We start from the raw sequence: 24,836 nt of genomic DNA, 5'->3' as shown, positions 1-24,836 counted from the left end.
CCTGCGCCCCGAGGGCCGTACAGGGCCGGCGGCCCCGCCGCCCCCCGCGGCCTCCGCACGCTTCCCGGACGCGCCCCCCGGGTCCGCCGGCCCGGCACGTCCCGACGAGGCGCCGCACAGCGCAGGGCCGTCGCGACCCGGCGGGACACAGCGTCCCGCGCCGCGCCCGGCCCGGCTGTCGCACCCGGCGGCGCCTCAGCGCCCGTCCGAGCCCCCGCGTGCCTCCGAGCCCCCGCGCCCCTTTGAGCCCCCGCGATCCTCCGAGTCCGGGGCGTCCGAGCGGGCCGGGGCGGCAGGGCGCGGCCCCGGTTCCGGGGAGCGGGTCGCGGAGGCGGCCTGGGAGACGCCGGAGACGCGGCCCGGGCGGAACGATCAGGCACCCCTGGCCTCAGCGGCCGCACAGCCGTTCATTCCGGCCCCGTCGGCCCCGTCGGCGGCGCCCGCCGAGGCGACTCCGGCGACCCCTCACGTACAGCGCCCCTTCGTGTCGTTCGCGGAGCCCGAGACGCACGGCGGCGGCACCGCGCGCGTGCGTCCGTTCCGCCGGCGGGCCCGGCCCGGCGTCGTCACCGCCGCGACCTGTGTCGTGCTCGGACTCGGGCTCATCGGCGGCGCGGTGACCGGCAGTTGGCTCACCGGCGACAACACGGACGCACCCGGTTCGCCCGGCGCCTTCACGTCGGCCGGAGAGCTCTGGCACAGCGTGCCCGTGGACCAGCTCTTCCCGCCGACCGTGCGAGGGGACGGCGCGGGCCCCGGCGGTTCCGACCGCAACTGGACGCGGATCGCCGTCGCCCCCGACGCCGGTTGCAAGGACGCCTTCGACCCGCTGCTGCGCCAGGCCCTCGCCCCCGTCGGCTGCCTGCGCCTGCTGCGTGCCACCTACGTGGACGCGACCCGCAGCCATGTCACCACCGTCGGCCTGCTGTTCACCAAGGCGGACGCGGCGGGCATGACCTCCCTGAAGGCCCGTTTCCGCAAGGAGGGCCTGGACCGGCGCACCGACCTGCTGCCCCTGCCCTACGCGGTCGAGGGCACCGAGGCCGAGGGTTTCGGCAAGGCCCAGCGTGCCTCCTGGACCGAGTCGGTCCTCACGGACGCCCCCGTCGTCGTGTACGCGGTCTCCGGGTTCGCGGACGGGCGTACGGTCGCCGCCCCGCAGCCCGCCGCCGACGCCATGAAGCCGGACTCGACCACGGCCGCGGCCCAGGCGGGCCTCGGCCATGAGGCGCAGGGCCTCGCCGACCGGGTCGAGCGAGGCCTTCGCAAGACCGTCACCTCGTCCACGGAGAAGCCGTCATGACCCGCGACGACGGCCCCTACGGCCGCATCCGCCAGTCCCGCACGACCGGTCCTGGCGATACGACCGGTACGACGCCCCCCGTCGGCCGGGCCCGGCGCCCGCGCCCGGCCCCGGAGGCCCGCGGGCCCCGGACCTTCCGCAGGGCCGGCACCCTCGCCGTCCTGCTCGCCGCCTCCCTCGCGCTGGTGCCCTCGGCCGCCGCGCACGCCGACGGCATACGCGCCCAGCAGTGGGGCCTCGACGCGATGCACACGCAGCAGGCGTGGCGCACGACCAAGGGCAAGGGCATCACCGTCGCCGTCCTCGACACCGGCGTCGACGCCCTGCACCCGGATCTCAAGGGCAATGTGCTCGGGGACAAGGACCTGGTCGGTTTCGGCGCGGGCCGCGGCGACGTGACCTGGGCCCGGCACGGCACCGCCATGGCGGGCATCATCGCCGGGCACGGTCACGGTCCGGGTGACGCCAACGGCGTCATGGGAATCGCCCCGGAGGCGAAGATCCTGCCCGTGCGCGTCATCCTCGAGGACAAGGACCCGGCCCGCTCCAAGGCCCGCAACACTCGTGGCAACGCCCTCGCGGACGGCATCCGCTGGGCCACCGACCACGGCGCCGACGTCATCAACCTCTCCCTCGGCGACGACTCCAGGTCCGCCCACCCCGAACCCGCCGAGGACGAAGCCGTCCAGTACGCGCTGAAGAAGGGCGTCGCCGTCGTCGCCTCCGCCGGCAACGGCGGGGAGAAGGGCGACCACATCTCGTACCCCGCCGCCTACCCGGGCGTCATCGCGGCGACGGCCGTGGACCGCTACGGAACCCACGCGTCCTTCTCCACCCGCCGCTGGTACGCCACCGTCAGCGCCCCGGGCGTCGACGTGGTCATCGCCGACCCGGACGACCGGTACTACGAGGGCTGGGGCACCAGCGCGGCGTCCGCGTTCGTCTCCGGAGCGGTCGCGCTCGTCAAGGCCGCCCACCCGGGTCTGTCGCCCGCGCAGATCAAACGGCTGCTGGAGGACACCGCCCGCAACGTTCCCTCCGGGGGCCGCGACGACTCCCGCGGCTACGGCTTCGTCGACCCGGCCGCCGCCATCAAGGCGGCCGGCCGGCTCAAGCCGGAAAGCGGTCTCACGTCGGCCGAGTACGGCCACAAGTACTTCGGCACAGGCCCCGACGCCCCCGACGACGGCGGCGGTCCGGCCGTATGGGTGGCCCCCCTCGCGGGCGGCCTGGGCCTCGCCCTGCTGACCGCCGCGGTGTTCCTGTGGCGCGGCCGCAGAGACACGAATCCCTTCCGGCAGCCTTGACCGTGCGGGTCGTCGAAGAACCCCGCACTCCCTGCACACCGACTCCCTCCGGCCGGCCCCGTGGTGGCGGGCCTCAGTCCTCGGCCGTGTCCTGGAACGCGGACACCGCGGTCTTCGACACCGCTTCCACCAGCGAAATGCCCTTCGCCTGCGTGGAGTTCCCGTTCGACAGCGCCGCCACCAGATAGTCGTGGCCGTCGGCCGAGATCCGCCCGATGCTGTTGACGTCCCACAGCCCGGTCGTGCTGCGTGCCAACCACCCGTTCTTCAGCGCCCACTGAGAACCGTCGGCAGCGGCCGACACTCCCCACTGCTGGTCGGTCTCGATCTCGCCCATGAGTCCCTGGAGATAGGACCGCGAGGCCGTGCTGAGTTCGGAGTCGTCCCCGAACACCTGGCGCAGCAGCGTGAGTTGGTCGCTCGCGGTGGTCTGGGTCAGCCCCCACAGCTCGCCGTCGCCGCCCTGCGTGTCCTTCAGGCCGAAGCGCTTGTTCGCCGCGTCCAGACCGTCGGCCCGCCCGATGGAGGCCCACAGAGCGGTCGCCGACACGTTGTCGCTGTTCTCGATCATCGCGGTGGCGTTCGTCTTCTCCCGCGCGGTCAGATGCCGGTCCGCGTCCTGCGCCTGGAGCAGCAGCGCGGCCAGGATGTTCACCTTGACGATGCTCGCGGTGTCGAAGGCCGCGTCACCGTAGGCGGCGCTCTCACCGGAGTCCACGTCGAGGACGGCCACCGACGTCTTCGCTCCGGCCGCCACCGTCACCGACTTCAGCGCCTTCGCGAGCAGTGCGTCCCGGTCCACGGAGGGTTCCGCCACGGGTTCCACCGATGCCTCCTCGCTCACGGCCGGCGACGGCGAGGGTGACGCCGACGCGGCCGACGATACGACGGCGGGACCGTCGTGCGCCTGTGCCTTCATGTACACCGTCCCGGCCGCCGTGGCGCCCACGAGGACGGCCGAGGCCACCGCGGTGTACAGAAGTGGCTTGCGTCGGGAGGGCCGGGCTCGGCGCCCGCGTGCTCTGTGACGGTCCATCCGCTGATGCTGGACGGCCGGGCTGTGTCTGCGGTTAGACGAGTGTTAGAGGTGTGTCAGGGAAGACTGAGAAACTCGTTAATCCCGTCAACCCGGGGTTTCAGGGGCCGCACAAGCCCAGCAGCATCCCCCCTATAGGGTCGGGGACCGTGGCGAACAAGAACATTCCCGACCCCGGCTTCCCCGACGACGACGGCTCCGCAGACCCCCGGCTGAGTGCGGCCCTCACGGCCTGGTCCGCCGACCGCGCCGCCGTACCGCCGGTCCTGGAGGCGCTCACGGGTGCCCGGCTGCTCGTGCCCGTCGTGGCGATCCTCGGCGAGGTCGAGGAGGACGAGAACGGGCTGCGCCGCGAGAAGACCAGCGACATGGCGGTGCCCACGCTCAAGGCGGGGAACCGTACGGCCCTGCCCGCCTTCACGTCCACGGACACGCTGGCCCGCTGGGATCCCGAGGCCCGCCCCGTCGCCGTACGCCTGAACCAGGTCCTGGAGGCCGCGGCGCACGAGAAGGCCGACACGATCGTGCTGGACCTGGCCGGGCCCGTGTCCTACGAGCTGACCGGTTCCGCCCTGCTGGCGCTCGCCGAGGGACGTACGACCGCCGATCCGCTCGCCGATCCCGCCGTGGTCGAGGCGGTACGCGCCGTGGTCGCCGCGGAGCCCCTGGTGGTCCGCGCCCATCTCGGCCCCGGTCCGGCGGACGGCACCCTGGCGCTCGTGCTCGACCCGTCGGCCGCCCCCGCCGAGGCGGCCCGCGCGGTGGCCGAGCGGCTCGCGGCCGACGAAACACTGAGGGCCCGCCTGGTGCGCGGCCTCGACCTGGCACTCCTGCCGGCCGAGGTCACGCCTCCGGGCGAGCCCCTGTACGTACGCGGATAGGTACGCGGGTGGTCCGTGTCCGTACGACGGACGGACACGGGTCGGCCGTTGTCAGCCGTAGACGGGTCCCGTGTACTTCTCGCCCGGGCCCTGGCCCGGCTCGTCCGGGACGAGGGACGCCTCGCGGAAGGCCAGCTGGAGGGACTTCAGGCCGTCGCGCAGCGGCGCCGCGTGGAAGGAGCTGATCTCGGTCGTGCTCGCGTCGAGCAGTCCGGCGAGCGCGGTGACCAGCTTGCGCGCCTCGTCCAGGTCCTTGTGCTCATCGCCCTCCTCGGTGAGACCGAGCTTCACGGCGGCGGCACTCATCAGGTTCACGGCGACCGTCACGATGACCTCGACCGCGGGGACCTCGGCGATGTCGCGGGTCATGGTGTCGTAGTCGGGGTTCTGGGGAGGGGTGTCACTCATGCCTCACACGATAGGCCCCGGCGCGCGTGACCCCGTCCACGGGAGCCCTCCGCCCGGTGAGCGGCGGTGAGGCGGCCTCCGGTTAGCGCGTACCCGGCGGAACTGCTAACCTTGTGTAACGACCGGCTGGACACGTATGTGCTCACGTATGTGCTCAGCCCACAAGTGGAGGCTCCGATCTCCCACCCGACTGTCCTCCGGGACGGCGGGTCATCCGGTCAGGTGGCCACCACCGTTCCGTACGGACGGTGGAGTCGCCCGAATGCGCGCCCCGCGGTTGACCGCGGCGGTGCTCCGGTTAGCCATGGAGCCCCGCCTGTGTCCCGTCCGGGGCATTTTTCATGTGCCGTGATGGTTGGTCCACTGTCATCAGAGACATACGCGGCTGTCCGCCAGACCGCCGTGTGGTGCTACCGAGGAGGATCCATCAGCACCGAGCCCCGCATCAACGACCGGATTCGCGTTCCCGAAGTGCGACTTGTCGGTCCCAGCGGCGAGCAGGTCGGGATTGTTCCGCTTGCCAAGGCCCTGGAGCTTGCTCAGGAGTACGACCTCGACCTGGTCGAGGTGGCCGCGAGCGCACGCCCGCCGGTCTGCAAGCTCATGGACTACGGGAAGTTCAAGTACGAGTCGGCCATGAAGGCCCGTGAGGCGCGCAAGAACCAGGCGCACACGGTCATCAAGGAAATGAAGCTCCGGCCGAAGATCGACCCGCACGACTACGACACCAAAAAGGGTCACGTCGTCCGGTTCCTCAAGCAGGGCGACAAGGTCAAGATCACGATCATGTTCCGTGGTCGCGAGCAGTCCCGGCCGGAACTCGGCTACCGACTGCTGCAGCGTCTCGCCACGGACGTCGAGGACCTCGGGTTCATCGAGTCGAACCCGAAGCAGGACGGCCGAAACATGATCATGGTTCTCGGTCCGCACAAGAAGAAGACCGAGGCGATGGCCGAGGCCCGTGAGGCTCAGGCGGCTCGCAAGGCGGAAGCGAAGGCCAACCCGGGTCGCTCGCAGAACGCCGCCGATGACGACATCGCCGAGGGTGAAGCCATCGAGGGTGAAGCCATCGAGGGTGAGACCACCGAGGCCGAGTCCGCCGAGGCACCGGCCGAGGCGTCAGCCGAGGCCTGATCCCAGGGCTGACGCCCCGGGACGCCAATCCATACATATGACGTTCCACCGTGCCCGGTCTTGCGACCGGGCACCGGAACGCCACTGACGAGGAGAGAACGGCGCTATGCCGAAGAACAAGTCGCACAGCGGTGCCAGCAAGCGCTTCAAGATCACCGGCTCCGGCAAGGTGCTCCGTGAGCGCGCCGGCAAGCGCCACCTGCTCGAGCACAAGTCGTCCCGCGTGACCCGTCGTCTCACCGGCACCGCCGAGATGGCCCCGGGCGACGCCGCGAAGATCAAGAAGCTTCTCGGCAAGTGACGTACCGGCGCCCAGGCGCCGCACGTCTGATCCGGGACCCCATCGATTTCGGGCCGTGTGAGTCCAACCACGGCCCCGCTACAAGGAGTTAAAAAGTGGCACGCGTCAAGCGGGCAGTAAACGCACACAAGAAGCGCCGGGCGATCCTCGAGGCGGCCAAGGGCTACCGCGGCCAGCGTTCGCGCCTGTACCGCAAGGCCAAGGAGCAGGTCACCCACTCCCTGGTCTACAACTACAACGACCGCAAGAAGCGCAAGGGCGACTTCCGTCAGCTGTGGATCCAGCGCATCAACGCTGCGGCCCGCCAGAACGGCATGACGTACAACCGCCTCATCCAGGGTCTGAAGGCCGCCAACATCGAGGTGGACCGCAAGATCCTCGCGGAGCTGGCCGTCAACGACGCCAACGCGTTCACCTCGCTCGTCGAGGTCGCGAAGAAGGCGCTGCCGTCGGACGTCAACGCGCCGAAGGCCGCGTGACCCTGCGCTGGCTTTAGCCGACGTGACTGAAGGACCCGCAGGTTTCAGCCTGCGGGTCCTTTGCTGCTGACGCCCGCGGAGGCTGTCCGTTCGGGTGCCGGCTGTCGGGGTCCGATCGCTCCCCCGAGTTCTCGGCTCCGCTCGAACAGGGGGGACCCCCATCGCGGCGGAGCCGCAGATCGACACGGGCCCGCGCCCCAGTGGGTCGCAGTCGTCCCCAGATACCGAAGGTGAACCAGAACATGCCCCCCGCCGCCCCCGAGCTGATCTCCCCGCGCTCGCCGCGTGTCCAGGCCGCCCGGCGGCTCGCCCGGCGGAACTTCCGGGGCAAGGAGCGGCTGTTCCTCGCCGAGGGGCCGCAGGCCGTCCGGGAGGCCGCCGCGCACCGCGCCGACGCCACCGCGACGCTGGTGGAACTGTTCGCCACCGTCGAGGCCGCGGAGCGCTACGCCGACATCATCGACGGCGCCCGCCGGGCCGGCGCCCGGGTGCACCTCGCCGACGAGCAGGTCATCGCCGACATCTCCACCACCGTCACCCCGCAGGGCCTCGTCGGCGTCTGCCGCTTCCTCGACACGCCGTTCGAGGACATTCTCAAGACCCGGCCCCGCCTCGTCGCCGTGCTCGCCCATGTCCGCGACCCCGGGAACGCCGGGACCGTGCTGCGCTGCGCGGACGCCGCCGGAGCCGACGCCGTCGTCCTCACCGACGCGTCCGTCGACCTCTACAACCCCAAGGCCGTACGCGCCTCCGTCGGCTCCCTGTTCCATCTGCCCGTCGCCGTCGGCGTGCCCGTCGAGCAGGCCGTGGCCGGACTCAAGGCCGCCGGCGTCCGCATCCTCGCCGCCGACGGCGCCGGTGAGGACGACCTCGACGACGAACTCGACAAGGGGACCATGGGCGGCCCCACCGCCTGGGTCTTCGGCAACGAGGCCTGGGGGCTCCCGGAGGAGACACGCGCGCTGGCCGACGCCGTCGTGCGCGTTCCGATCCACGGAAAGGCCGAGAGCCTGAACCTGGCCACGGCCGCCGCCGTATGTCTCTACGCGTCAGCCCGTGCACAGCGCGCCTCCACAGGGTGCCGTTCCGTCACCGGCAGCTAGTAGGGTGACGGGCCCGGGGGCCCTCTGCGCCAGACGAGAGGTGGGGTACGGGGATGAGTGTCGGCACGGGCGGTGCCCACAGCGCGCTGCGAGCACGGGACGCGCGCGGCACATCCGCGCCCCTGCACGATGACACCGCCGAAGCCGCTCCCGGTCTCGGCATAGACCCCGACGACCTGCCCGACGGGATCGTCGTCGCCGACGAGCACGGCCGCGTCGTCTGCTTCAACGCCGCCGCCGCCCGGATCACGGCGGTCCCGGCGGCCGAGGCACTCGGCCGCCGGCTCGAAGCGGCGCTCCCGCTGGAGGACCTCGAGGGCCGGCGCTGGTGGCAGCTCACGGACCCCTACGGCGGACTCGCCATCCGCAACGGCCAGCCCGAACGGAACCTGCTGCTCCCCGGCGGCCGCGAGATCCTCGTCTCCGCCCGCTATGTGCGCACCCGCCCCCTCGGACCGGTCCGCCGGGTCGTCGTCTGCCTGCGCGACACCGAGGCCCGCCGCCGCACCGAGCGCAGCCACGCCGAGCTGATCGCCACGGTCGCCCACGAACTGCGCTCGCCGCTCACCTCCGTCAAGGGCTTCACCGCGACCCTGCTCGCCAAATGGGAACGCTTCACCGACGACCAGAAGAAACTGATGCTGGAGACCGTCGACGCCGACGCGAACCGCGTCACCCGGCTCATCGCCGAGCTCCTCGACATCTCCCGCATCGACTCCGGTCGCCTCGAAGTGCGCCGCCAGCCCGTCGACATAGGGGCCGCCGTCGGCCGGCACATCCAGGCGTACGTCGCCTCCGGCCAGCCCGCCGACCGCTTCCTGCTGCGCATCGAGCAGCCTCTGCCCGCCCTGTGGGCCGACCCCGACAAGGTCGACCAGGTGCTCAGCAACCTGATCGAAAATGCGGTGCGCCACGGCGAGGGAACCGTCACCATTGACGTGGCACCCTCCACCTCCCCGCGCGAGCGGCCGGACGAGGAGGGCACGGCGAACGCCGTCACGTCGGTCACCGTGAGCGACGAGGGCACCGGAATCCCGGAGGAGTCCATGAACCGCGTCTTCACCCGCTTCTGGCGGGGCAGCAAGCGCGGCGGCACCGGCCTCGGGCTCTACATCGTCAAGGGGATCGTCGAAGCCCACGGCGGCACCATCACGGTCGGCCGCGCCCCCGGCGGGGGAGCGGAGTTCCGATTTACCTTGCCCGTGGGCACCCCGGCGTACCTTCTGTAACGCCACAGCGGCCCCCACGGGCGCATCCGCACGGGAGCACCGCGAGGACGCCCAGTCCTGGGCAGGCCCCCACCCCCGTTAGACTCGGCCTTTGGCACCTTTGCGTCCTCTCATCTGCGGACGATTCGTCTCCGAGTCGATGACGGGGACCCTCAGCCAGCCAACCGGAAGCACGGGAAGAGATGTCGGCACCTAATAAGTCGTACGACCCTGTAGAGGTCGAGGCCTTGAAACCGGAAGAGATCGAGCGCATGCGGGACGAGGCGCTCGCCGCCTTCGCCGCCGCCGGCGACCTCGACGCGCTCCAGGAGGCCAAGGTCGCCCACACCGGCGGCACCTCTCCGCTGGCCCTCGCCAACCGCGAGATCGGCGCACTGCCCCCGCAGGCCAAGGCCGCGGCCGGCAAGCTCGTCGGCCAGGCCCGCGGCGCCGTGAACAAGGCCCTCGCCACCCGCCAGGCCGAACTGGAGGCCGAGCGCGACGCGCGCGTACTGGTCGAGGAGGCGGTGGACGTCACCCTGCCGTACGACCGCGTACCGTCCGGCGCCCGGCACCCGCTCACCACGATGATGGAACGGGTCGCGGACGTCTTCGTGTCCATGGGATACGAGGTCGCCGAGGGCCCCGAGGTCGAGGCGGAGTGGTTCAACTTCGACGCCCTCAACTTCACGCCCGACCACCCGGCCCGGCAGATGCAGGACACCTTCTTCGTCCAGGGCCCCGAGGGCACCCACGGCGACGAGTCCGGTGTCGTGCTGCGCACCCACACCTCGCCGGTGCAGGCCCGCGCCCTGCTCGACCGGGAGCCGCCCGTCTACGTCGTGTGCCCCGGCCGCGTCTACCGCACGGACGAGCTCGACGCCACGCACACCCCGGTCTTCCACCAGATCGAGCTGCTGGCCGTCGACGAGGGCCTGACCATGGCCGACCTCAAGGGCACCATGGACCACATGGTCCAGTCGCTCTTCGGCTCGGACATGAAGACCCGGCTGCGCCCGAACTACTTCCCCTTCACCGAGCCGTCCGCCGAGATGGACATGCTCTGCTACGTCTGCAAGGGCGAGTCCGTCGGCAACCCCGACCGCCCCTGCCGGACCTGCTCCTCCGAGGGCTGGATCGAGCTCGGCGGCTGCGGCATGGTCAACCCGCGGGTGCTGGTCGCCTGTGGCGTCGACCCGGAGAAGTACAGCGGATTCGCCTTCGGGTTCGGCATCGAGCGGATGCTGATGTTCCGTCACAACGTTGAAGACATGCGAGACATGGTCGAGGGTGACGTCCGGTTCACCCGGCCGTTCGGGATGGAGATCTGATGCGGGTCCCGCTTTCTTGGCTGCGGGAGTACGTCGACCTGCCGGCGACGGAGACCGGGCGCGACGTCCAGGCCAAGCTCATTTCGGCAGGCCTCGAGGTCGAGACCGTCGAGCCGCTCGGCGCCGACCTCAAGGGCCCCCTGGTCGTCGGCCAGGTGCTCACCATCGAGGAACTGACGGAGTTCAAGAAGCCCATCCGCTTCTGCACCGTCGACGTCGGCACCGCCAACGGCACCGGTGAGCCCCAGGAGATCGTCTGCGGCGCCCGCAACTTCGCCGTCGGCGACAAGGTCGTCGTGGTCCTGCCCGGCGCCGTCCTGCCCGGCGACTTCGCGATCGCCGCGCGCAAGACGTACGGCAAGACCTCGCACGGCATGATCTGCTCCGGCGACGAGCTGGGCATGGGCGACGACGGCAGCGGCGGCATCATCGTGCTGCCGCCGGAGATGGAGCCCGGCACCGACGCGATCGAGCTGCTCCAGCTCGTCGACGAGGTCCTCGACATCGCCGTCACGCCCGACCGCGGCTACGCCCTGTCGCTGCGTGGTGTGGCCCGCGAGGCCGCCATCGCGTACGGCCTGCCGCTGCGCGACCCCGCGCTGCTGGACGTACCGGCCCCGAACGCGTTCGGCCACCCGGTGCAGGTCTCCGACCCGATGGGCTGCGACCGCTTCACCGCGCGCACGGTGACCGGCCTGGACCCCGACGCCCAGTCCCCGATCTGGCTGCGCCGCCGGCTCCAGAAGGCCGGCATGCGCCCGGTCTCGCTCGCCGTCGACATCACCAACTACGTGATGCTGGAGCTCGGCCAGCCCCTGCACGCCTACGACCGCAGCCGGGTCCAGGGCACGATCGGCGTGCGCCGGGCCGAGCAGGGCGAGAAGCTCACCACGCTCGACGGAGTCAAGCGCACGCTGGACGCCGGCGACCTGGTGATCACCGACGACCGCGGCCCCATCGGCCTCGCGGGCGTCATGGGCGGCGCCCACACCGAGATCGACGACACCGAGGGCACCACCACCGAGGTCGTCATCGAGGCCGCGCACTTCGACCCGATCACCATCGCGCGCACGGCCCGCCGTCACAAGCTGGCCTCCGAGGCGTCCAAGCGCTTCGAGCGCGGCGCCGACCCCGAGGCCACCTCGGCCGCGGCCCAGCGGACCGTGGACCTCCTCGTGCTCCTCGCGGGCGGCACCGCCGACGCCGGGGTCACCGAGGTGATCGCGCCGTCCGCGCCGCACACCATCACCATCCCGGCCGACCACCCGGACAAGGTGGCCGGTGTCGACTACGGCCGCGAGACCGTCGTCCGCCGCCTCCAGGAGGTCGGCTGCGATGTCTACGGGCAGGACGAGCTGATCGTCACCGTGCCGTCCTGGCGGCCCGACCTGACCGACCCGAACGACCTCGCGGAAGAGGTCATCCGGCTCGAGGGCTACGAGAACCTGCCCTCCACGCTGCCCAAGCCCCCGGCGGGCCTCGGCCTCACGGACCGGCAGCGGCTGCACCGCCGGGCCGGCCGCGCGCTGGCCGGCGCCGGATACGTCGAGGCGCTGAACTACCCGTTCATCGGCGAGCACGTCTTCGACCAGTTCGGCCTCGCCGAGGACGACCCGAAGCGCAAGGTCGTCAAGCTGGTCAACCCGCTGTCCGACGAGGAGCCCGCGCTCCGTACGACGCTGCTGCCGGGCCTGCTGCACGCCCTGCGCCGCAACGACGGACGCGGCAGCCACGACCTGGCGCTCTTCGAGACCGGCCTGGTCTTCCACCCCCGGGAGGAACTGCGTGTCGCCGGGCGGCTGCCCGTCGACCGCCGTCCCACCGACGAGGACGTCGCGGCCCTGACCGCCGCGCTTCCCGCCCAGCCCCGGCATGCCGCCGTCGTCCTCGCGGGCGCCCGCGAGCAGGCCGGCTGGTGGGGCAAGGGACGCCCGGCCGACTGGGCCGACGCGATCGAGGCCGCGCGGACCCTGGCCCGCGAGTCGGGGACCGAACTCCTCGTCCGCTCCGGTCAGTACGGGCCGTGGCACCCGGGTCGCTGCGCCGAGCTCGCGGTCCTCGTGGACGGCGCGGAGCAGGTCATCGGGTACGCCGGTGAGCTGCACCCCGGTGTCCTGAAGACGCTGGGCCTGCCCGTGCGCACCTGCGCGATGGAGCTGGACCTGGACGCGCTGGAGCGGGCGAGCTCGGGCCACCCCAAGGGCCCGAAGATCTCGACCTTCCCGGTCGCCACGCAGGACGTCGCCCTTGTCGTCGACAAGAGCGTCCCGCACACGGACGTCGAGGCGGCCCTGCACGAGGGCGCGGGTGAACTCCTGGAGTCCATCCGGCTGTTCGACGAGTACGAGAGCGAGCAGCTCGGCGCGGACAAGAAGTCCCTCGCCTACGCGCTGCGGTTCCGTGCCGCCGACCGCACGCTGACCGTCGACGAGGCCTCCGCGGCCCGCGACGCGGCGGTGGCGCTCGCCGCAGAGCGCACGGGGGCGGTGCTGCGCGGAGCCTGACCGCTCCACCGGGTGTGCCGGGGAACTGTGCGCCACGATGGGCCGTGGATCATTTCGCGGCCTGGCGCACGGTTCCCCGCACCCGTTTCAGCGGGTCCCACCGGCTCCGGTCCGGGGGTTCCGTGGCTCCTGCCCGGCCGTTCCGTGGCCCCTGCCTGCATAAATGCGGGTCTCCGAAGGCACCTCACTCATTCGGGTGACATGCCCGGGCGATCGGGCCCGGGCGGGCCGAGCGGTCGACAGAATCGGAGCGGTCTCTCCGAGGCCGTCTGTGCTGTCAGGGCCTATTGGGGGGCCAATCGGCATGATCCGTATCAAGGCTGGGGCTCCCCGCAGGGCGACGCTCCACACGCATTCGCGGAACCCGGCCCGGGCGGTCCTCGGCCCGCTTCGCCGGCGTGACCGGCTGAGAGCCGGATTCGACCGGGCGGTGCGCGGTCGCCGTCCCTGCCTCGGTTTCACCCGCGCGGCGTGCGGACGCGGCGCGCTCGGCCACCGGGTCCTGCGCACCGCCGACCAGCCGCCGCTGCGCCGGGCGGTGAACCTGGGGCTGCCCGCGGTCTGGGGCGCGCTGGCGATCTCGTACAAGATGGCCTGTCCGCTCGCTCAGGAGAGCGGGCTCGGCGCCCGCGTCGTCACCAGCGCCGTCTTCTTCGCGGTCGGAGCCGGTCTGATACTCCACGTCAGAAGAGTGCTGCTGCGTGAGCTCCGGCAGATCCGCAAGGTCGCGGGAGCCGCGCAGAGCGTCCTGCTGCGCCCGCTGCCACCGCGTATCGACGGGCTGGACATCGCGGCGGCCCAGCTCTCCGCGGACCACGGCGCGAGCATCGGCGGCGATCTGTACGAGGCGATCGCCACCGAGCACGGTGTGCGGGTCGTGATGGGGGACGTGCGCGGGCACGGACTGGGGGCCATCGGGACCGTCGCCGCCGTCCTCGGCAGTTTCCGCGAGGCAGCGCACGACGAAGGCGAACTCGGCGGCGTCCTCAGAAGACTGGAGCGGGCGCTGGCCCGGCACCTGTGCGAGCGGGACCGGGCCGGACACCCCTCCTCCGGGCCCGGCTCCGACAGCGACACCGCCGAGGAGTTCGTCACCGTCCTGCTCCTGGAGATCCGCGGGGACGGCGAGGTGCACGCCCTCAACTGCGGCCACCCGTGGCCGTATCTGCTCACCAGGGGCCGCGTGCGGCCACTCGTCCGCGCCGAACCACTGCCCCCGCTCGGGCCGTTCCCGCTGCCGGCCCGTCTCCCGGCCGAATCCTGCGGCCGGCTCCGGCCCGGCGAGGGTCTCTTCCTGCACACCGACGGTGCCGAGGACGCGCGGGACACCCGGGGGCGGTTCTTTCCGCTGCTGCCGGCGCTCACCGCGGCCGTCCGCGACGGACCCGTCGTACCGCAGGCCGTGCTGCGCGCGGTGCTCACCGGCCTGCTGAGCCACACCGGCGGCCGGCCCGCCGACGACGTGGCCCTCCTGGTGCTCCACAACGACCGCCGTCCCCTCGCCCTGAAGCCGGGCCGTGTGTCCCAGCACGTGCCTCGCTAGTGTCGCGTCAGCCAAGGTTCGCCCCGTCGCGACGCCCGGCACGCCCTCTCGCCGCACCGGCCGAAAGCCCAAGTACGTCCAGTACGAGGACTTCCGGCCGGCACGCCGAGAGCACGCACCGGACGCCGCTCCTTGACGGGCAAACATTGCCTGCCGCGGCACTAGCGCGCGGCGAGCACGGGCGGTCACCGGTCGCGCTTCGCGTTCCCGGCCGGGGCGACCGGCCACGGGACCCGCACCCGGACGACCGGAGTCCCGCGGTCGCCCCGGCCGAACCGGCTCTGCCGTCCGCCCGGCCACGGAGTGTCGGGCAGGCGGCCGGACGGACGACGCGGAGCGGGCCGCCGTACTGTACGAGGGGGAGCCCGGCGGCCCGGCCGGCCTCTTGCGAGGCATTTCAGTCAACCGGTACGAAACTCTCCGCGACAGCGCGCGCACAGCGCGGATACGGGCATTCCCATCACACCCCGTGTGAAAGGGGACGCACTACTCTCTCTGATGCGGTCGGGCGCGGTCGGGCATGACCGGCGCCGTCGGCAACGAGCCACTGGGGGGCCTCCCATGCAGCCCAACACTCTGCTCGACTCGATCCTCGACGAGGCGGGCATATCGCACGCGGGACTCGCCGCCCACGTCAACCAGGCGGGCCGGGCCCGCGGTCTGGCCCTGCGCTACGAACACACCGCCGTGGCACGGTGGCTGAAGGGCCAGCGACCGCGCGGTCAGGTGCCCGACCTGATCTGCGAGGTGCTCGCGGGACGCCTGCACCGGCCGGTCACGCTCGACGACATCGGCCTCGGGGTACCCGGCGAGCCCTCCACCCCGCACGCCGGCTCGCTCTCGGGTTTCGTCGAACGCGCCACCGCTCTGTGGCGCTCCGACGAACAGCAGCGACCGCACATACTCGGCGCCCCGGCCGTCACCGGAACCCCGGCAGTGATGCCCGTGTGGGAGTGGGAGAACCCGCCCGAGGACGTGGACGTCTCCCGCGGCGGGCGCCATCAGGTCAGCATGGCCGACATCGAGATGCTGCGCGCGGCGCGGGCCCACTACGAGCAGATGTACCGCAAGGCCGGCGGCATAGCGACCCGCACCCGGATCGTCGGCTTCCTCAACTCCGAGACCGCACCCCTGCTGCGCGGCAGCTACACCGACGCCACCGGCCGCCAACTGCACCGCGCGACAGGCGGGTTGGTGGCCATCGCGGGCATCTGCGCCTACGACTCCGACGCGCACGGACTCGCGCAGCGCTACTTCCACCAGGCACTGCGTCTGGCGAAAGCCAGTGGGGACAGGGGACTCGGCGCGTACGTCATAGCTCTGCTGGTCAACCAGTCGCTGTTCATGCGCGAGTACCGGCAGGCGGTCGCGTTCGCCGAGGCAGCGCTGCGAGCGGCGGGGCGCCACATCACCCCGGCCCTCGCCTCCGACCTCTACGCCATGCAGGCCAAGGCGTACGCACACCTCGGCGACGGCAGCAGCGCGCTGTCCTGCATACGGCGTGCCGAGCAGGCCGCCGAGCGTATCCGGCGCGGTTACGAGCCCGACGAGACCGGCTATGTCCAGCCGGGACTGGTCAACGTACAGGTGGCGGAGGCCCTGCTCAGCCTCGGCGACCTGGTGGCCGCCGCGGAGCACGCGGCGGCCGCGGTCGACACTCCGGCGCACGACCGGGGGCGTGTGCACCGGCTGGCCATGCTCAGCCAGATCGAACTGCGCCAGGGCAACGCCGACAAAGCGGTGGCGACGGCCGTCCAGATGGCGGAGCAGGCGCGGGGGATGGAGTCCCAGCGGCTGCGCGACAGACTGCGCGCGGTACGCGAACACCTGGTGCGCAGCGGCTGTTCGGGCACGACCGAGGCCGCCGAACTCATCGACGGCGCACTGCGCGTACCGCTGTAGGGAGCAGTCCGGCAAGCCGTTTCACCGGCCGCGCCGGAGCGCCGAGGCACGAGCGGCGCCTGAACGCGGGCCACCGTTTCGCCCGGCCGTGTTCAGGCGCCGCTGTGCTGCGCCCCGACCCCAGTGAGCCCTGCTGCCGGAACGCGGCTGCTGCGATATTGCCATCACTCGGCGGAAGGTGGCAGAACCGTGCAGTGGACGAAACGGAACGAACAAACTGTGTATGCAAACCGCTGGTTCAGCGTCAATCTCGCGGATGTGGAGCTGCCGGACGGGCGGCATCTCGATCACTTCCTGATAAGGCTGCGGCCCGTCGCCGTGGCCACGGTGGTGAACGAGGCCAACGAGGTGCTGCTCCTGTGGCGGCATCGCTTCATCACCGACAGCTGGGGATGGGAGCTCCCGGCGGGCGTCGTGGAGGACGGCGAGGACATCGCCGTGGCGGCGGCCCGCGAACTGGAGGAGGAGACCGGGTGGCGGCCGGGACCCCTGAGGCATCTGATGAGTGTCGAGCCCTGCAACGGGCTCACCGACGCCCGGCATCACATCTACTGGGCCGACGAGGGCGCTTACATCGGACACCCCGTGGACGACTTCGAGTCGGACCGCCGGGAGTGGGTGCCCCTGAAGCTCGTTCCCGACATGGTCGCCCGCGGTGAGGTCCCGGCCGCCAACATGGCGGCCGCACTGCTCCTCCTGCACCATCTCAGGCTCGGGCAGGACGCGTTGCCCTGATCCGGTCCCCTCTCACAGCCCCTCGGGCCGGACAGGTCCTAGTGCCCCAGAGCCTGCCAGACCGCCACGGCCAGTGCGCCCACGGCCGCGACGACGGCGACGGTGGGCAGTGGCCAGCGGGTGTGTTCGAGCGCGACAATCCGGGTGCTGAGGTCATCGAGGTCCTTGGCCGTCTGGTCGTCGCGCTGGGTGAGCAGTGCCAGTCCTCCCTCGATGCGGGTGAACCCCACTTCGAGAGACCGGCGTAACTCCGCGAGTTCCTTCGGTGCAACGGGATGCTCGGGGTCGGCGGTCACGAGTCCGCTCCTTTCCGTGGTCGGCACATCCCTTGTCTGTGCACGGAAAGTCAACTCGCCTGGTGGGCACGTGAGGAGAGTGTGCGCCAGGCATATGCGGGCCCGGCGCGCACACGGCGTGTGAACGCCGCGGGCCCGGCACCGCAGAAGGTGCCGGGCCCGTGCGAACTCCGTTGAGCGGAGCGGGTGTTCACTCGATGTTCGGCCTGGTCAGCCGTAGGTGTAGAACCCCGAACCGGACTTGCGGCCGAGGCGGCCGGCGTCGACCATGCGCTGGAGCAGCGGAGGAGCGGCGTACAGCGGCTCCTTGTACTCCTCGTACATCGAGTACGCGACCGAGGCCACCGTGTCGAGGCCGATCAGGTCGGACAGCTTGAGCGGGCCCATCGGGTGGGCGCAGCCCATCTCCATGCCGTTGTCGATGTCCTCGCGGCTCGCCATGCCCGACTCGAACATCCGGATCGCGGACAGGAGATAGGGGATCAGCAGCGCGTTGACGACGAAGCCCGAGCGGTCCTGGGCGCGGATCGCGTGCTTGCCGAGCGCCTTCTCGGCGAACAGCTGGGCGCGGCTGATGGTGCCCTCGGAGGTGGTCAGCGCCGGGATCAGCTCCACGAGCTGCTGCACCGGGGCCGGGTTGAAGAAGTGGATGCCGATGACCTGGTCGGGACGCGAGGTCGCGACGGCCAGCTTCACCAGCGGGATCGAGGAGGTGTTGGAGGCCAGGATCGCGTCCGGCCTGGTCATCACCTGGTCGAGCACCTGGAAGATCTCGGTCTTCACCTGCTCGTTCTCGACGACGGCCTCGATCACCAGGTCACGGTCGGCGAACTCGCCGAGGTCCGTGGTGAAGCTCAGCCGGTCCTGGGTGGCCTTGAGCTCTTCCTCGGAGATCTTTCCGCGCTCGGCCGCCTTGGACAGGGAGGAGAAGAGCCGGGTCCGGCCGATCTCCAGGGCTTCGCCGGTGGTCTCGGCGACCTTCACGTCCAGTCCGGCGCGGGCGCACACCTCGGCAATGCCCGCTCCCATCTGGCCGCAGCCCACCACTCCGACGCGTTCGATGTCGGTCACATCGTCCCCTTCGCTGATCCGTACGGCCCGGCAGGTAGTCCGTTGTTCGGGCCCTGCTCCGAACGTGCACGTTACTCCCAAGTATCGATGATCGATCGTCGGGGTGGTGCATGCTGGGTTCCGGTACGACATGTGATCGGACGGATACGCAGCGTAGGGGGTAGGGGTATGGGGCGACTGCCACGCCGGACGTTCGCGGCGGCCGCGCTCGTGACACTGTCGGGGTTCGGCACGGCGGGGGACGCCGCGGCGGCCGCCCAGGACACGGCCCCACCGCACCGGTCGGCGGCCCCGCGCGCCATGCGCGGCATGTGGCTCGCGACCGCCTCGAACCGCGACTGGCCCTCCCGCACCGGCCTGAGCCCCGCACGCCAGCGCGCCGAACTCGTCGGCCATCTGGACACGGCGGTACGCCTGCGCCTCAACACCGTGTTCCTCCAGGTCCGTCCCGCCGCCGACGCGCTGTGGCCCTCTCCGTACGAGCCGTGGTCCCGCTACCTGACCGGCGTCCAGGGCAAGGATCCCGGCTGGGACCCGCTGGGCACCGCCGTGCGCGAGGCCCACGCGCGCGGTCTGGAACTGCACGCCTGGTTCAACCCGTACCGCGTGTCCGGACAGCCGGACCCCGGCAGGCTCGCCCCCTCGCACCCCGCGCGTCTCCACCCCGACTGGACCGTGCGGTACGGCGGGAAGCTCTACTACAACCCCGGACTGCCCCCGGTCCGTACGTTCGTCCGGGCCGCGATGCTCGACGCGGTGCGCCGGTACCCCCTCGACGGCGTGCACTGGGACGACTACTTCTACCCCTACCCGGTGCCCGGCGAGCGCTTCGACGACGACGCGGCGTACGCCGAACACGGCGCGGGGTTCCCGGACCGGGCGGCCTGGCGGCGCGACAACGTCGACCGGCTGGTGCGGGAGATGGCGGAGGGCGTCAAGAAGGCCCGCCCCGGGGTCCGCTTCGGGATCAGCCCCTTCGGCGTCTGGCGCAACGCGTCGACCGACCCGCTCGGCTCGCCGACCCGGGCCGGCGTCGAGACCTACGACGACCTGTACGCCGACACCAGGAAATGGGTCGGGCGGCGCTGGGTGGACTACATCTGCCCCCAGCTCTACTGGAACATCGGCTTCGCCGCCGCCGACTACGCGAAGCTGCTGCCCTGGTGGGCGCGGGTCACCCGGGGCACGGGCGTGCACCTGTACGCGGGCGAGGCGCTCTACAAGGCGGGCGACCCGGCGCAGCCCGCCGCCTGGCGGGACCCGGCCGAACTCTCCCGGCATCTCACCCTCGCCCGCGGCCACGCCGAAGTGCGCGGGCATGTCTTCTTCGCGGCCTCGGAGGCGGGCACCGACCGGAACGGCGCGATGGCACGGGTCGTCGCCGACCACTACCGGCAGCCGGCGAAGCCCCCGCGCTGAGCGGACGCCGGCATCCCGGCGTCCGCTCCCGCCGTTCTACCGCGGCGGCATGTCCCGGTGGCGGATCTCGGAGTCCGGCCCCGGCGAGCACACGGCCTCGTGACCGTCCTCGAACCGCACGCGGTAGGGGGGAGCGCCTTCGGCTCCCATGACCTCGGTGATCTCCGCGACCTTGTCGTGCTGGCCGACGGTCCTGCCGTGCTGCACCAGCTGGTCGCCTTTGGTTGCGTGCATCTGAACGGTCTCCTCGCCTGTACGGGAGCAACGGTTCGTGGCCTCGGGCCGAGAGGCCCGGGGCACGGGTCGGTGCGGCCTGTTCGTGCGGGTCAGCCCCGTGCCCGCTGGGTCAGGGCGATGCAGACGAGGACGGCGGCCGCCGTCAGGGGTGCCGCCGGGGTGAGCCGTTCGCCCAGGAGCAGTACCGACCACACCAGTGTGAGCAGCGGCTGGGCCAGCTGCAACTGGCTGGCCTTGGGAATCCCGATCGACGCCATCCCCCGGTACCAGACGACCAGGCCGAGGAACTGCGAACCGACCGCGACCCACAGCAGCCCGGTCAGGCTGTGCGCCGTCAGCCGCACCGGTTCGTGCGACAGCGCCAGCAGCGCGCCCGGAACGCTGAGCGGCAGACACAGGACCAGGGCCCAGCCGATGACCTGCCAGCCCGGCATCACCCGGGCCAGCCGGCCGCCCTCGGTGTAGCCCGCCGCGCAGATCAGCAGGGCCCCGAAGAGATAGGCGTCCGCACCGGTCAGGGCACCACCGCTCTGCTGCACGGTGAACGCGATCACGGCCGCGGCGCCCGCGCAGGCCGCCACCCAGAACGTCCGCGACGGCCGCGCGCCGGTGCGCAGCGCCGAGAACAGCGCCGTCGTCAGCGGCAGCAGCCCGACGACGACGGCCGCGTGGGCGGTGGTCGACGTCCGCAGGGCGAGTGTCGTCAGGAGCGGGAAGCCGAGGACGACACCGGCGGCGACGACGGCGAGGCCCGCCAGATGCCGGCGGGCGGGCCGGGGGACCCGCAGCGCGAGGAGGCAGCCGCCCGCGAGGACCGCCGCGAGGACGCAGCGCACGGTCACCAGCGACCAGGGGCCGAAGCCCTCCAGGCCCCAGGCCGTCGCGGGGAAGGTGAGGGAGAAGGCGGTGACCCCCAGGGCCGCCTGAAGGGTGCCGGAACGGCGGTCCGCCGGAGCGGGGCTCCGGGGCGGGGCGGAGGCCGGGGGCTCGATGCCGGTGCTGACCGCTATCCCGGTCCGGTCGATAGCGCTACTCTCTGCTCTCATGCATGAGCGTAGCAGTGTGGGCGATCTGGCGGATCAGCTGCGGCAGGAGCTGAATCGCTACTCTCCAGGTGGAAAGCTGCCATCCAGCCGGGCGCTCGTCGAGCGGTTCCGAGTGAGCCCGGTGACCGTGTCACGGGCGCTGGCGCAACTCGCCGCCGAGGGGCTCGTGATCACCCGGCCGGGTGCGGGCGCCTTCCGGGCGAGGCCCCGGCCCGCCGTCACCTCCACCGGGGACACCTCCTGGCAGGAGGTCGCGCTCAGCGCGGACGCCGCGACGGAGGCCGTCCCGCGCACCGTGGACGCCTCCGGCGTCCTCGCCTCGCTCGCCGCGCCGCCCCCCGGTGTCGTCGAGTTCAACGGCGGCTATCTGCACCCCTCGCTCCAGCCGGAGCGGGCGATGGGCGCGGCCCTCTCCCGGGCCGGCCGTCGCCCCGGGGCCTGGTCACGGCCGCCCATGGAGGGACTGCCCGAACTGCGCGAGTGGTTCGCGCGCGGTATCGGCGGGGCGATCGGCGCCGCCGAGGTACTGGTCGCGGCCGGCGGCCAGACCGCCCTGACGACCGCCCTGCGCGCGCTCGCGCCGCCCGGCGCCCCGGTCCTGGTCGAGTCGCCCACGTATCCGGGCATGCTGGCCATCGCCCGCGCCGCCGGTCTTCGCCCCGTTCCGGTCCCGGTGGACCCCGACGGCGTGAAACCCGAGCTCCTGGCCGACGCCTTCAGGGCGAGTGGCGCCCGGGTCTTCGTCTGCCAGCCGCTGTTCCAGAATCCGACCGGCGCCGTGCTCGCGCCCGAGCGGCGCGGCGAGGTGCTGCGCATCGCGCGGGACGCCGGAGCCTTCGTCGTCGAGGACGACTTCGTACGCCGCCTGGTGCACGAGGACGCGGGCCCGCTGCCGCGGCCGCTGGCCGCCGAGGACCCCGACGGGGTCGTGGTGCACGTCGGTTCCCTGACCAAGGCGACCTCGCCCAGCTTCCGGGTGAGCGCCCTGGCCGCGCGCGGTCCGGTACTGGAGCGACTGCGCGCCATCCAGGTCGTGGACACCTTCTTCGTGCCGCGCCCGCTGCAGGAGGCCGCGCTCGAACTCGTCGGCTCGCCGGCCTGGCCGCGTCATCTGCGCACCGTTTCGGCCGAGTTGAAGGCTCGGCGGGACACCATGACCGCCGCACTGCGGCTGCGGCTCCCCGAACTCGCCCTGCCCCACATCCCGTTCGGCGGCTACCACCTGTGGGCGCGGCTGCCCGACGGCACCGACGAATCCGCGCTCGTCGCCGCCGCCCTGCGCGCGGGGGTGGCCGTCACTCCCGGCCGCCCCTACTACAGCGCCGAACCCCCGGCCGCCCAGATCCGGTTGAGCTTCGCGGCGGTGGCGGGGACGGAGGAGATCACGGAGGGCGTACGACGACTGACGGCGGCGTACGACGAGGTGCGGGCCTGAGCGGAGGCGGCGGGACCACGTGCCGCGGGAGCCGCGGGGGCGCGACGGCGACAAGACGCGGGTACAGGGCGCCGGCACAGTCGGCGCACAGACCAGAAGCCGATGTTCCGTGAATATTCGGATACTCTGCGTAACACCCTTGACCTGCGGAGTCCGGCGCTCCACGATCTGCGCATGCATCTTCGGGTCACGTTCGTCGCCGCCGCGCGTAGCTCCGCGCTGCTGGCGGAGCGCTTCGAGGACGACCGGCCGCTGGACCAGGCGGGATGGGAGGAAGCCCGGCGCGCCGCCGCGGGGCTGCTGCCCCTGGCGGCGGCCGAGCTGCGCTACTGCGCGCCGACACCCCGCAGCCGGGCCACCGGTGACGTCCTCGGCTACGCGCCACTGGTTCAGCTCGCGCTGCGTGACTGCGACATGGGCCGCTGGCGAGGCTTCACCCTCGGCGAGGCCATGGCCCGCGAGCCCGAGGCCGTGGACTCCTGGCTGTCCGATCCGCGCTCCACGCCCCACGGCGGTGAGAGTCTGCTGACCTTCATCGCCCGGGTCGGCGCCTGGCTCGACACCCGTCCGGGGGAGGACGGCGGCAGCATCGTCGCGGTGGCCGAGCCGTCGGTGGTACGGGCCGCGCTGGTCTACGCGCTGAAGGCGCCGCCGTCGACGTACTGGAACATCGATGTCCGTCCCCTGTCGGCGATCACCGTGACGGGCCGGGCGGGCCGCTGGAACCTGCGCGTCGACGGGGCGCCCGCTCAGGTCGGGCGCGCGTAACCGGTGGTGAGCACCAGGTCCTTCGCGGGTCCCCGGACCCGCCAGACGGACCGCCAGTGGTGCTCGTCCCTGACGGTGAACTCGCCGCGGTAGAGATCCGCGGCGCAGGGGTGGTCGGCGACGTACCGCCCGGTCGTCAGGTCCAGGTCATGGAACGGGCGGCCGTCGGAGAACCGTACGAGCGCGGTCCCGGGGCCCTGGCCCGGCAGGAACCGCAGTGTCCGCTCGGCGGGCCGTGCGACGCCCTGCCACACGAACGTGCCCGACTCCCGGTGCAGCAGCCCGCCCTCCTCCAGCGGCTCGAACACCGTCGTGCCGGTGAAGCGCCCTTCGGCGTCGCTCGCGAGGTCCCGTACGGTGCGCTCGACCCGCCAGTTTCCGCCCAGGTACGTCAGCACGTCCTCGACCGGCCAGAACTCGCCCATGCCGTCCCGTTCCCCGTCCCCTCCGATGCGGCGCGACCCGTTGAGGCGCGCCCGGCCTCCCCCTATCCTGCCGTCCCGGTCACTTCCGGGGCGGGGCCGGGGAGGGGAGCCCGGTCAGGAACTGCGGCGGGGCTTGCCGCGCTTCGCGCCGCCCTTCGGGCCGCCGGTGCCGCCACCCCGGGTGTTCTTGGCCGCGGTCCTGCCGCCGCCCTTGCCGCCCGTCTTGCCGGGCGCGGGCTTGCGCCGGGCGCCGCCGCCCGAGTCCGACTTCCGGGGGGCGGACTTCGCCGCGCCCCGGTCCTTCTGCGCCGCCGCGGGCGGGGTCTGGGAACGTCCTCGGGTGCTGTTGACCGTGCGTCCGCGCACGATGCCGATGAAGTTCTCCACCAGATCGGTGGTCCGCTCCTCGGGCCAGGCCAGCGCGACCCGTGACTCGGGGGCGTCCGTGACCGTCCGGTACGTGAGGTCCTTGCGGTGGTGCAGACGGGCGAGGGACTGCGGCACGACCACGACCCCGATGCCCGCCGCGACGAGTTCCACGGCGTCCGCGGTGGCCGCCGGGCGCTCCAGCGCGGGCCTGCCCGGCAGACGCTCCCACTCCAGCGGGTCGTCGAGGGGGTGCAGCACGATGTCGTCGGCGAGGTCCTCGCCACTGACCTGCTCGACCGCCGCCACGATGTGATCCTTCGGGACCACGACGACCGTCGTCTCGGTGTAGAGGGGGATCGCGCTGAGGTCGGTCCCGTCGACCGGCATCCGGACGAAGCCCGCGTCGGCGTCGCCGCGCCGCAGGACGTCGTACACCTCGTCGGCGGACACCGGGACGAGGGCCAGGGGCACGCCGGGCATCCGCTCGTTCCAGATCCGCACCCACTTCGAGGGCGTCACCCCCGGAACGTAGGCGAGCCTGAACGAGGGGGATGCTTCGGAGCCGGTCACCACGTCAGATTACCCGGCGTGGCCG

Annotated in this window: 24 protein-coding genes; 16 read left to right on the top strand and 8 right to left on the bottom strand. The window is 72.3% G+C overall.

The window, feature by feature from the left end; all coding sequences use genetic code 11:
• Positions 1 to 484 precede the first annotated feature (484 nt).
• The gene (locus OG485_RS10805; RefSeq protein ID WP_328667846.1) at positions 485 to 1,303 is read left to right on the top strand and encodes a hypothetical protein; all 819 of its coding nucleotides are present in this window, start codon (positions 485 to 487) and stop codon (positions 1,301 to 1,303) included.
• Positions 1,300 to 2,610, top strand: a complete 1,311-nt coding sequence (gene mycP, locus OG485_RS10800; RefSeq protein WP_328667845.1) for a type VII secretion-associated serine protease mycosin — start codon at positions 1,300 to 1,302, stop codon at positions 2,608 to 2,610. The genes OG485_RS10805 and mycP overlap by 4 nt, the downstream gene beginning before the upstream one ends.
• Before the next feature lie 73 nt (positions 2,611 to 2,683).
• On the opposite strand, the gene OG485_RS10795 is transcribed toward mycP, so the two are convergent.
• Positions 2,684 to 3,646 carry a serine hydrolase gene (locus OG485_RS10795; protein WP_328667844.1) on the bottom strand — a complete coding sequence of 321 codons (963 nt, stop codon included), beginning with the start codon at positions 3,644 to 3,646 and terminating at the stop codon, positions 2,684 to 2,686.
• Positions 3,647 to 3,795: 149 nt separating this feature from the next.
• Between OG485_RS10795 and OG485_RS10790 the strand changes: the two genes are divergently transcribed.
• Complete coding sequence (locus tag OG485_RS10790; protein ID WP_328667843.1) at positions 3,796 to 4,527, top strand: SseB family protein; 732 nt, start codon at positions 3,796 to 3,798, stop codon at positions 4,525 to 4,527.
• A 51-nt stretch (positions 4,528 to 4,578) separates the two neighbouring features.
• On the opposite strand, the gene OG485_RS10785 is transcribed toward OG485_RS10790, so the two are convergent.
• Positions 4,579 to 4,935, bottom strand: coding sequence for a DUF1844 domain-containing protein (locus OG485_RS10785; RefSeq protein ID WP_266756722.1), 357 nt, complete (start codon positions 4,933 to 4,935; stop codon positions 4,579 to 4,581).
• Between the two features lie 402 nt (positions 4,936 to 5,337).
• Here OG485_RS10785 and infC point away from each other — a divergent pair, with 402 nt between their 5' ends.
• The 10 genes from infC (at position 5,338) to OG485_RS10735 (ending at position 17,175) form a co-directional block, all read left to right on the top strand.
• Positions 5,338 to 6,069, top strand: a complete 732-nt coding sequence (gene infC, locus OG485_RS10780) for a translation initiation factor IF-3 (RefSeq protein WP_328674304.1) — start codon at positions 5,338 to 5,340, stop codon at positions 6,067 to 6,069.
• A 106-nt stretch (positions 6,070 to 6,175) separates the two neighbouring features.
• Entirely contained in the window at positions 6,176 to 6,370 is a 195-nt protein-coding gene (gene rpmI / locus OG485_RS10775) for a 50S ribosomal protein L35 (RefSeq protein ID WP_006374321.1), read from the top strand.
• 95 nt (positions 6,371 to 6,465) lie between these two features.
• Positions 6,466 to 6,849, top strand: a complete 384-nt coding sequence (rplT, locus tag OG485_RS10770; protein ID WP_261702876.1) for a 50S ribosomal protein L20 — start codon at positions 6,466 to 6,468, stop codon at positions 6,847 to 6,849.
• A gap of 242 nt (positions 6,850 to 7,091) precedes the next feature.
• Complete coding sequence (locus tag OG485_RS10765; RefSeq protein WP_328667833.1) at positions 7,092 to 7,952, top strand: TrmH family RNA methyltransferase; 861 nt, start codon at positions 7,092 to 7,094, stop codon at positions 7,950 to 7,952.
• A 53-nt stretch (positions 7,953 to 8,005) separates the two neighbouring features.
• Complete coding sequence (locus OG485_RS10760) at positions 8,006 to 9,181, top strand: sensor histidine kinase (protein WP_328667832.1); 1,176 nt, start codon at positions 8,006 to 8,008, stop codon at positions 9,179 to 9,181.
• A 182-nt stretch (positions 9,182 to 9,363) separates the two neighbouring features.
• On the top strand, positions 9,364 to 10,491 hold the full coding sequence (gene pheS / locus OG485_RS10755) for a phenylalanine--tRNA ligase subunit alpha (protein ID WP_328667831.1): 1,128 nt from the start codon (positions 9,364 to 9,366) through the stop codon (positions 10,489 to 10,491).
• Positions 10,491 to 12,995 carry a phenylalanine--tRNA ligase subunit beta gene (pheT, locus tag OG485_RS10750; protein WP_328667830.1) on the top strand — a complete coding sequence of 835 codons (2,505 nt, stop codon included), beginning with the start codon at positions 10,491 to 10,493 and terminating at the stop codon, positions 12,993 to 12,995. The genes pheS and pheT overlap by 1 nt, the downstream gene beginning before the upstream one ends.
• A gap of 589 nt (positions 12,996 to 13,584) precedes the next feature.
• Positions 13,585 to 14,538 (top strand): PP2C family protein-serine/threonine phosphatase, encoded by a 954-nt coding sequence (locus OG485_RS10745; RefSeq protein ID WP_328674303.1) that lies wholly within the window; start codon positions 13,585 to 13,587, stop codon positions 14,536 to 14,538.
• 561 nt (positions 14,539 to 15,099) lie between these two features.
• On the top strand, positions 15,100 to 16,440 hold the full coding sequence (locus tag OG485_RS10740) for a transcriptional regulator (protein ID WP_328667829.1): 1,341 nt from the start codon (positions 15,100 to 15,102) through the stop codon (positions 16,438 to 16,440).
• Between the two features lie 189 nt (positions 16,441 to 16,629).
• Positions 16,630 to 17,175: an NUDIX hydrolase gene (locus OG485_RS10735; protein WP_328667828.1), complete on the top strand. Its 546-nt coding sequence runs from the start codon at positions 16,630 to 16,632 to the stop codon at positions 17,173 to 17,175.
• Positions 17,176 to 17,213: 38 nt separating this feature from the next.
• Here the strand turns inward: OG485_RS10735 and OG485_RS10730 are convergent, their stop codons facing one another.
• Together OG485_RS10730 and OG485_RS10725 are read right to left on the bottom strand one after the other, a co-directional pair.
• Positions 17,214 to 17,471, bottom strand: a complete 258-nt coding sequence (locus tag OG485_RS10730) for a hypothetical protein (RefSeq protein ID WP_328667827.1) — start codon at positions 17,469 to 17,471, stop codon at positions 17,214 to 17,216.
• Positions 17,472 to 17,681: 210 nt separating this feature from the next.
• Entirely contained in the window at positions 17,682 to 18,542 is an 861-nt protein-coding gene (locus OG485_RS10725; protein ID WP_328667826.1) for a 3-hydroxybutyryl-CoA dehydrogenase, read from the bottom strand.
• Between the two features lie 168 nt (positions 18,543 to 18,710).
• On the opposite strand from OG485_RS10725, the gene OG485_RS10720 reads away from it, so the two are divergent.
• Positions 18,711 to 19,961: a glycoside hydrolase family 10 protein gene (locus OG485_RS10720; RefSeq protein ID WP_328667825.1), complete on the top strand. Its 1,251-nt coding sequence runs from the start codon at positions 18,711 to 18,713 to the stop codon at positions 19,959 to 19,961.
• A 36-nt stretch (positions 19,962 to 19,997) separates the two neighbouring features.
• Here the strand turns inward: OG485_RS10720 and OG485_RS10715 are convergent, their stop codons facing one another.
• The gene (locus OG485_RS10715; RefSeq protein WP_326788826.1) at positions 19,998 to 20,195 is read right to left on the bottom strand and encodes a DUF1918 domain-containing protein; all 198 of its coding nucleotides are present in this window, start codon (positions 20,193 to 20,195) and stop codon (positions 19,998 to 20,000) included.
• Positions 20,196 to 20,287: 92 nt separating this feature from the next.
• Entirely contained in the window at positions 20,288 to 21,244 is a 957-nt protein-coding gene (locus OG485_RS10710) for a DMT family transporter (protein WP_328667824.1), read from the bottom strand.
• On the opposite strand from OG485_RS10710, the gene OG485_RS10705 reads away from it, so the two are divergent.
• Both OG485_RS10705 and OG485_RS10700 read left to right on the top strand, forming a co-directional pair.
• Complete coding sequence (locus tag OG485_RS10705; protein WP_328667823.1) at positions 21,243 to 22,679, top strand: aminotransferase-like domain-containing protein; 1,437 nt, start codon at positions 21,243 to 21,245, stop codon at positions 22,677 to 22,679. The two genes, OG485_RS10710 and OG485_RS10705, sit on opposite strands and share 2 nt — an antisense overlap.
• Before the next feature lie 174 nt (positions 22,680 to 22,853).
• The gene (locus OG485_RS10700; RefSeq protein ID WP_328667822.1) at positions 22,854 to 23,447 is read left to right on the top strand and encodes a histidine phosphatase family protein; all 594 of its coding nucleotides are present in this window, start codon (positions 22,854 to 22,856) and stop codon (positions 23,445 to 23,447) included.
• On the opposite strand, the gene OG485_RS10695 is transcribed toward OG485_RS10700, so the two are convergent.
• Both OG485_RS10695 and OG485_RS10690 read right to left on the bottom strand, forming a co-directional pair.
• Positions 23,429 to 23,872, bottom strand: a complete 444-nt coding sequence (locus OG485_RS10695) for a DUF6314 family protein (RefSeq protein WP_328667821.1) — start codon at positions 23,870 to 23,872, stop codon at positions 23,429 to 23,431. The genes OG485_RS10700 and OG485_RS10695 overlap by 19 nt on opposite strands.
• Positions 23,873 to 23,986: 114 nt before the next feature.
• On the bottom strand, positions 23,987 to 24,811 hold the full coding sequence (locus OG485_RS10690; RefSeq protein ID WP_328667820.1) for a LysR family transcriptional regulator substrate-binding protein: 825 nt from the start codon (positions 24,809 to 24,811) through the stop codon (positions 23,987 to 23,989).
• Positions 24,812 to 24,836: the final 25 nt, after the last annotated feature.

This window comes from Streptomyces sp. NBC_00328, from assembly GCF_036139655.1.
Taxonomy (GTDB): Bacteria; Actinomycetota; Actinomycetes; order Streptomycetales; family Streptomycetaceae; genus Streptomyces.
The sequence above is the reverse complement of the archived record's forward strand: the minus strand, read 5'-3'. Positions and strand labels throughout refer to the sequence as shown.

What these genes read in the sequence shown, in the direction of transcription:
- mycP (WP_328667845.1), top strand. Translation starts at nt 1,300, where the DNA reads ATGACCCGCGACGACGGCCCCTACGGCCGCATCCGCCAGTCCCGCACG.
- OG485_RS10795 (WP_328667844.1), bottom strand. Translation starts at nt 3,646, where the DNA reads ATGGACCGTCACAGAGCACGCGGGCGCCGAGCCCGGCCCTCCCGACGC.
- OG485_RS10785 (WP_266756722.1), bottom strand. Translation starts at nt 4,935, where the DNA reads ATGAGTGACACCCCTCCCCAGAACCCCGACTACGACACCATGACCCGC.
- rpmI (WP_006374321.1), top strand. Translation starts at nt 6,176, where the DNA reads ATGCCGAAGAACAAGTCGCACAGCGGTGCCAGCAAGCGCTTCAAGATC.
- OG485_RS10765 (WP_328667833.1), top strand. Translation starts at nt 7,092, where the DNA reads ATGCCCCCCGCCGCCCCCGAGCTGATCTCCCCGCGCTCGCCGCGTGTC.
- OG485_RS10760 (WP_328667832.1), top strand. Translation starts at nt 8,006, where the DNA reads ATGAGTGTCGGCACGGGCGGTGCCCACAGCGCGCTGCGAGCACGGGAC.
- pheS (WP_328667831.1), top strand. Translation starts at nt 9,364, where the DNA reads ATGTCGGCACCTAATAAGTCGTACGACCCTGTAGAGGTCGAGGCCTTG.
- pheT (WP_328667830.1), top strand. Translation starts at nt 10,491, where the DNA reads ATGCGGGTCCCGCTTTCTTGGCTGCGGGAGTACGTCGACCTGCCGGCG.
- OG485_RS10745 (WP_328674303.1), top strand. Translation starts at nt 13,585, where the DNA reads ATGGCCTGTCCGCTCGCTCAGGAGAGCGGGCTCGGCGCCCGCGTCGTC.
- OG485_RS10740 (WP_328667829.1), top strand. Translation starts at nt 15,100, where the DNA reads ATGCAGCCCAACACTCTGCTCGACTCGATCCTCGACGAGGCGGGCATA.
- OG485_RS10720 (WP_328667825.1), top strand. Translation starts at nt 18,711, where the DNA reads ATGGGGCGACTGCCACGCCGGACGTTCGCGGCGGCCGCGCTCGTGACA.
- OG485_RS10715 (WP_326788826.1), bottom strand. Translation starts at nt 20,195, where the DNA reads ATGCACGCAACCAAAGGCGACCAGCTGGTGCAGCACGGCAGGACCGTC.
- OG485_RS10705 (WP_328667823.1), top strand. Translation starts at nt 21,243, where the DNA reads ATGCATGAGCGTAGCAGTGTGGGCGATCTGGCGGATCAGCTGCGGCAG.
- OG485_RS10710 (WP_328667824.1), bottom strand. Translation starts at nt 21,244, where the DNA reads ATGAGAGCAGAGAGTAGCGCTATCGACCGGACCGGGATAGCGGTCAGC.
- OG485_RS10700 (WP_328667822.1), top strand. Translation starts at nt 22,854, where the DNA reads ATGCATCTTCGGGTCACGTTCGTCGCCGCCGCGCGTAGCTCCGCGCTG.
- OG485_RS10695 (WP_328667821.1), bottom strand. Translation starts at nt 23,872, where the DNA reads ATGGGCGAGTTCTGGCCGGTCGAGGACGTGCTGACGTACCTGGGCGGA.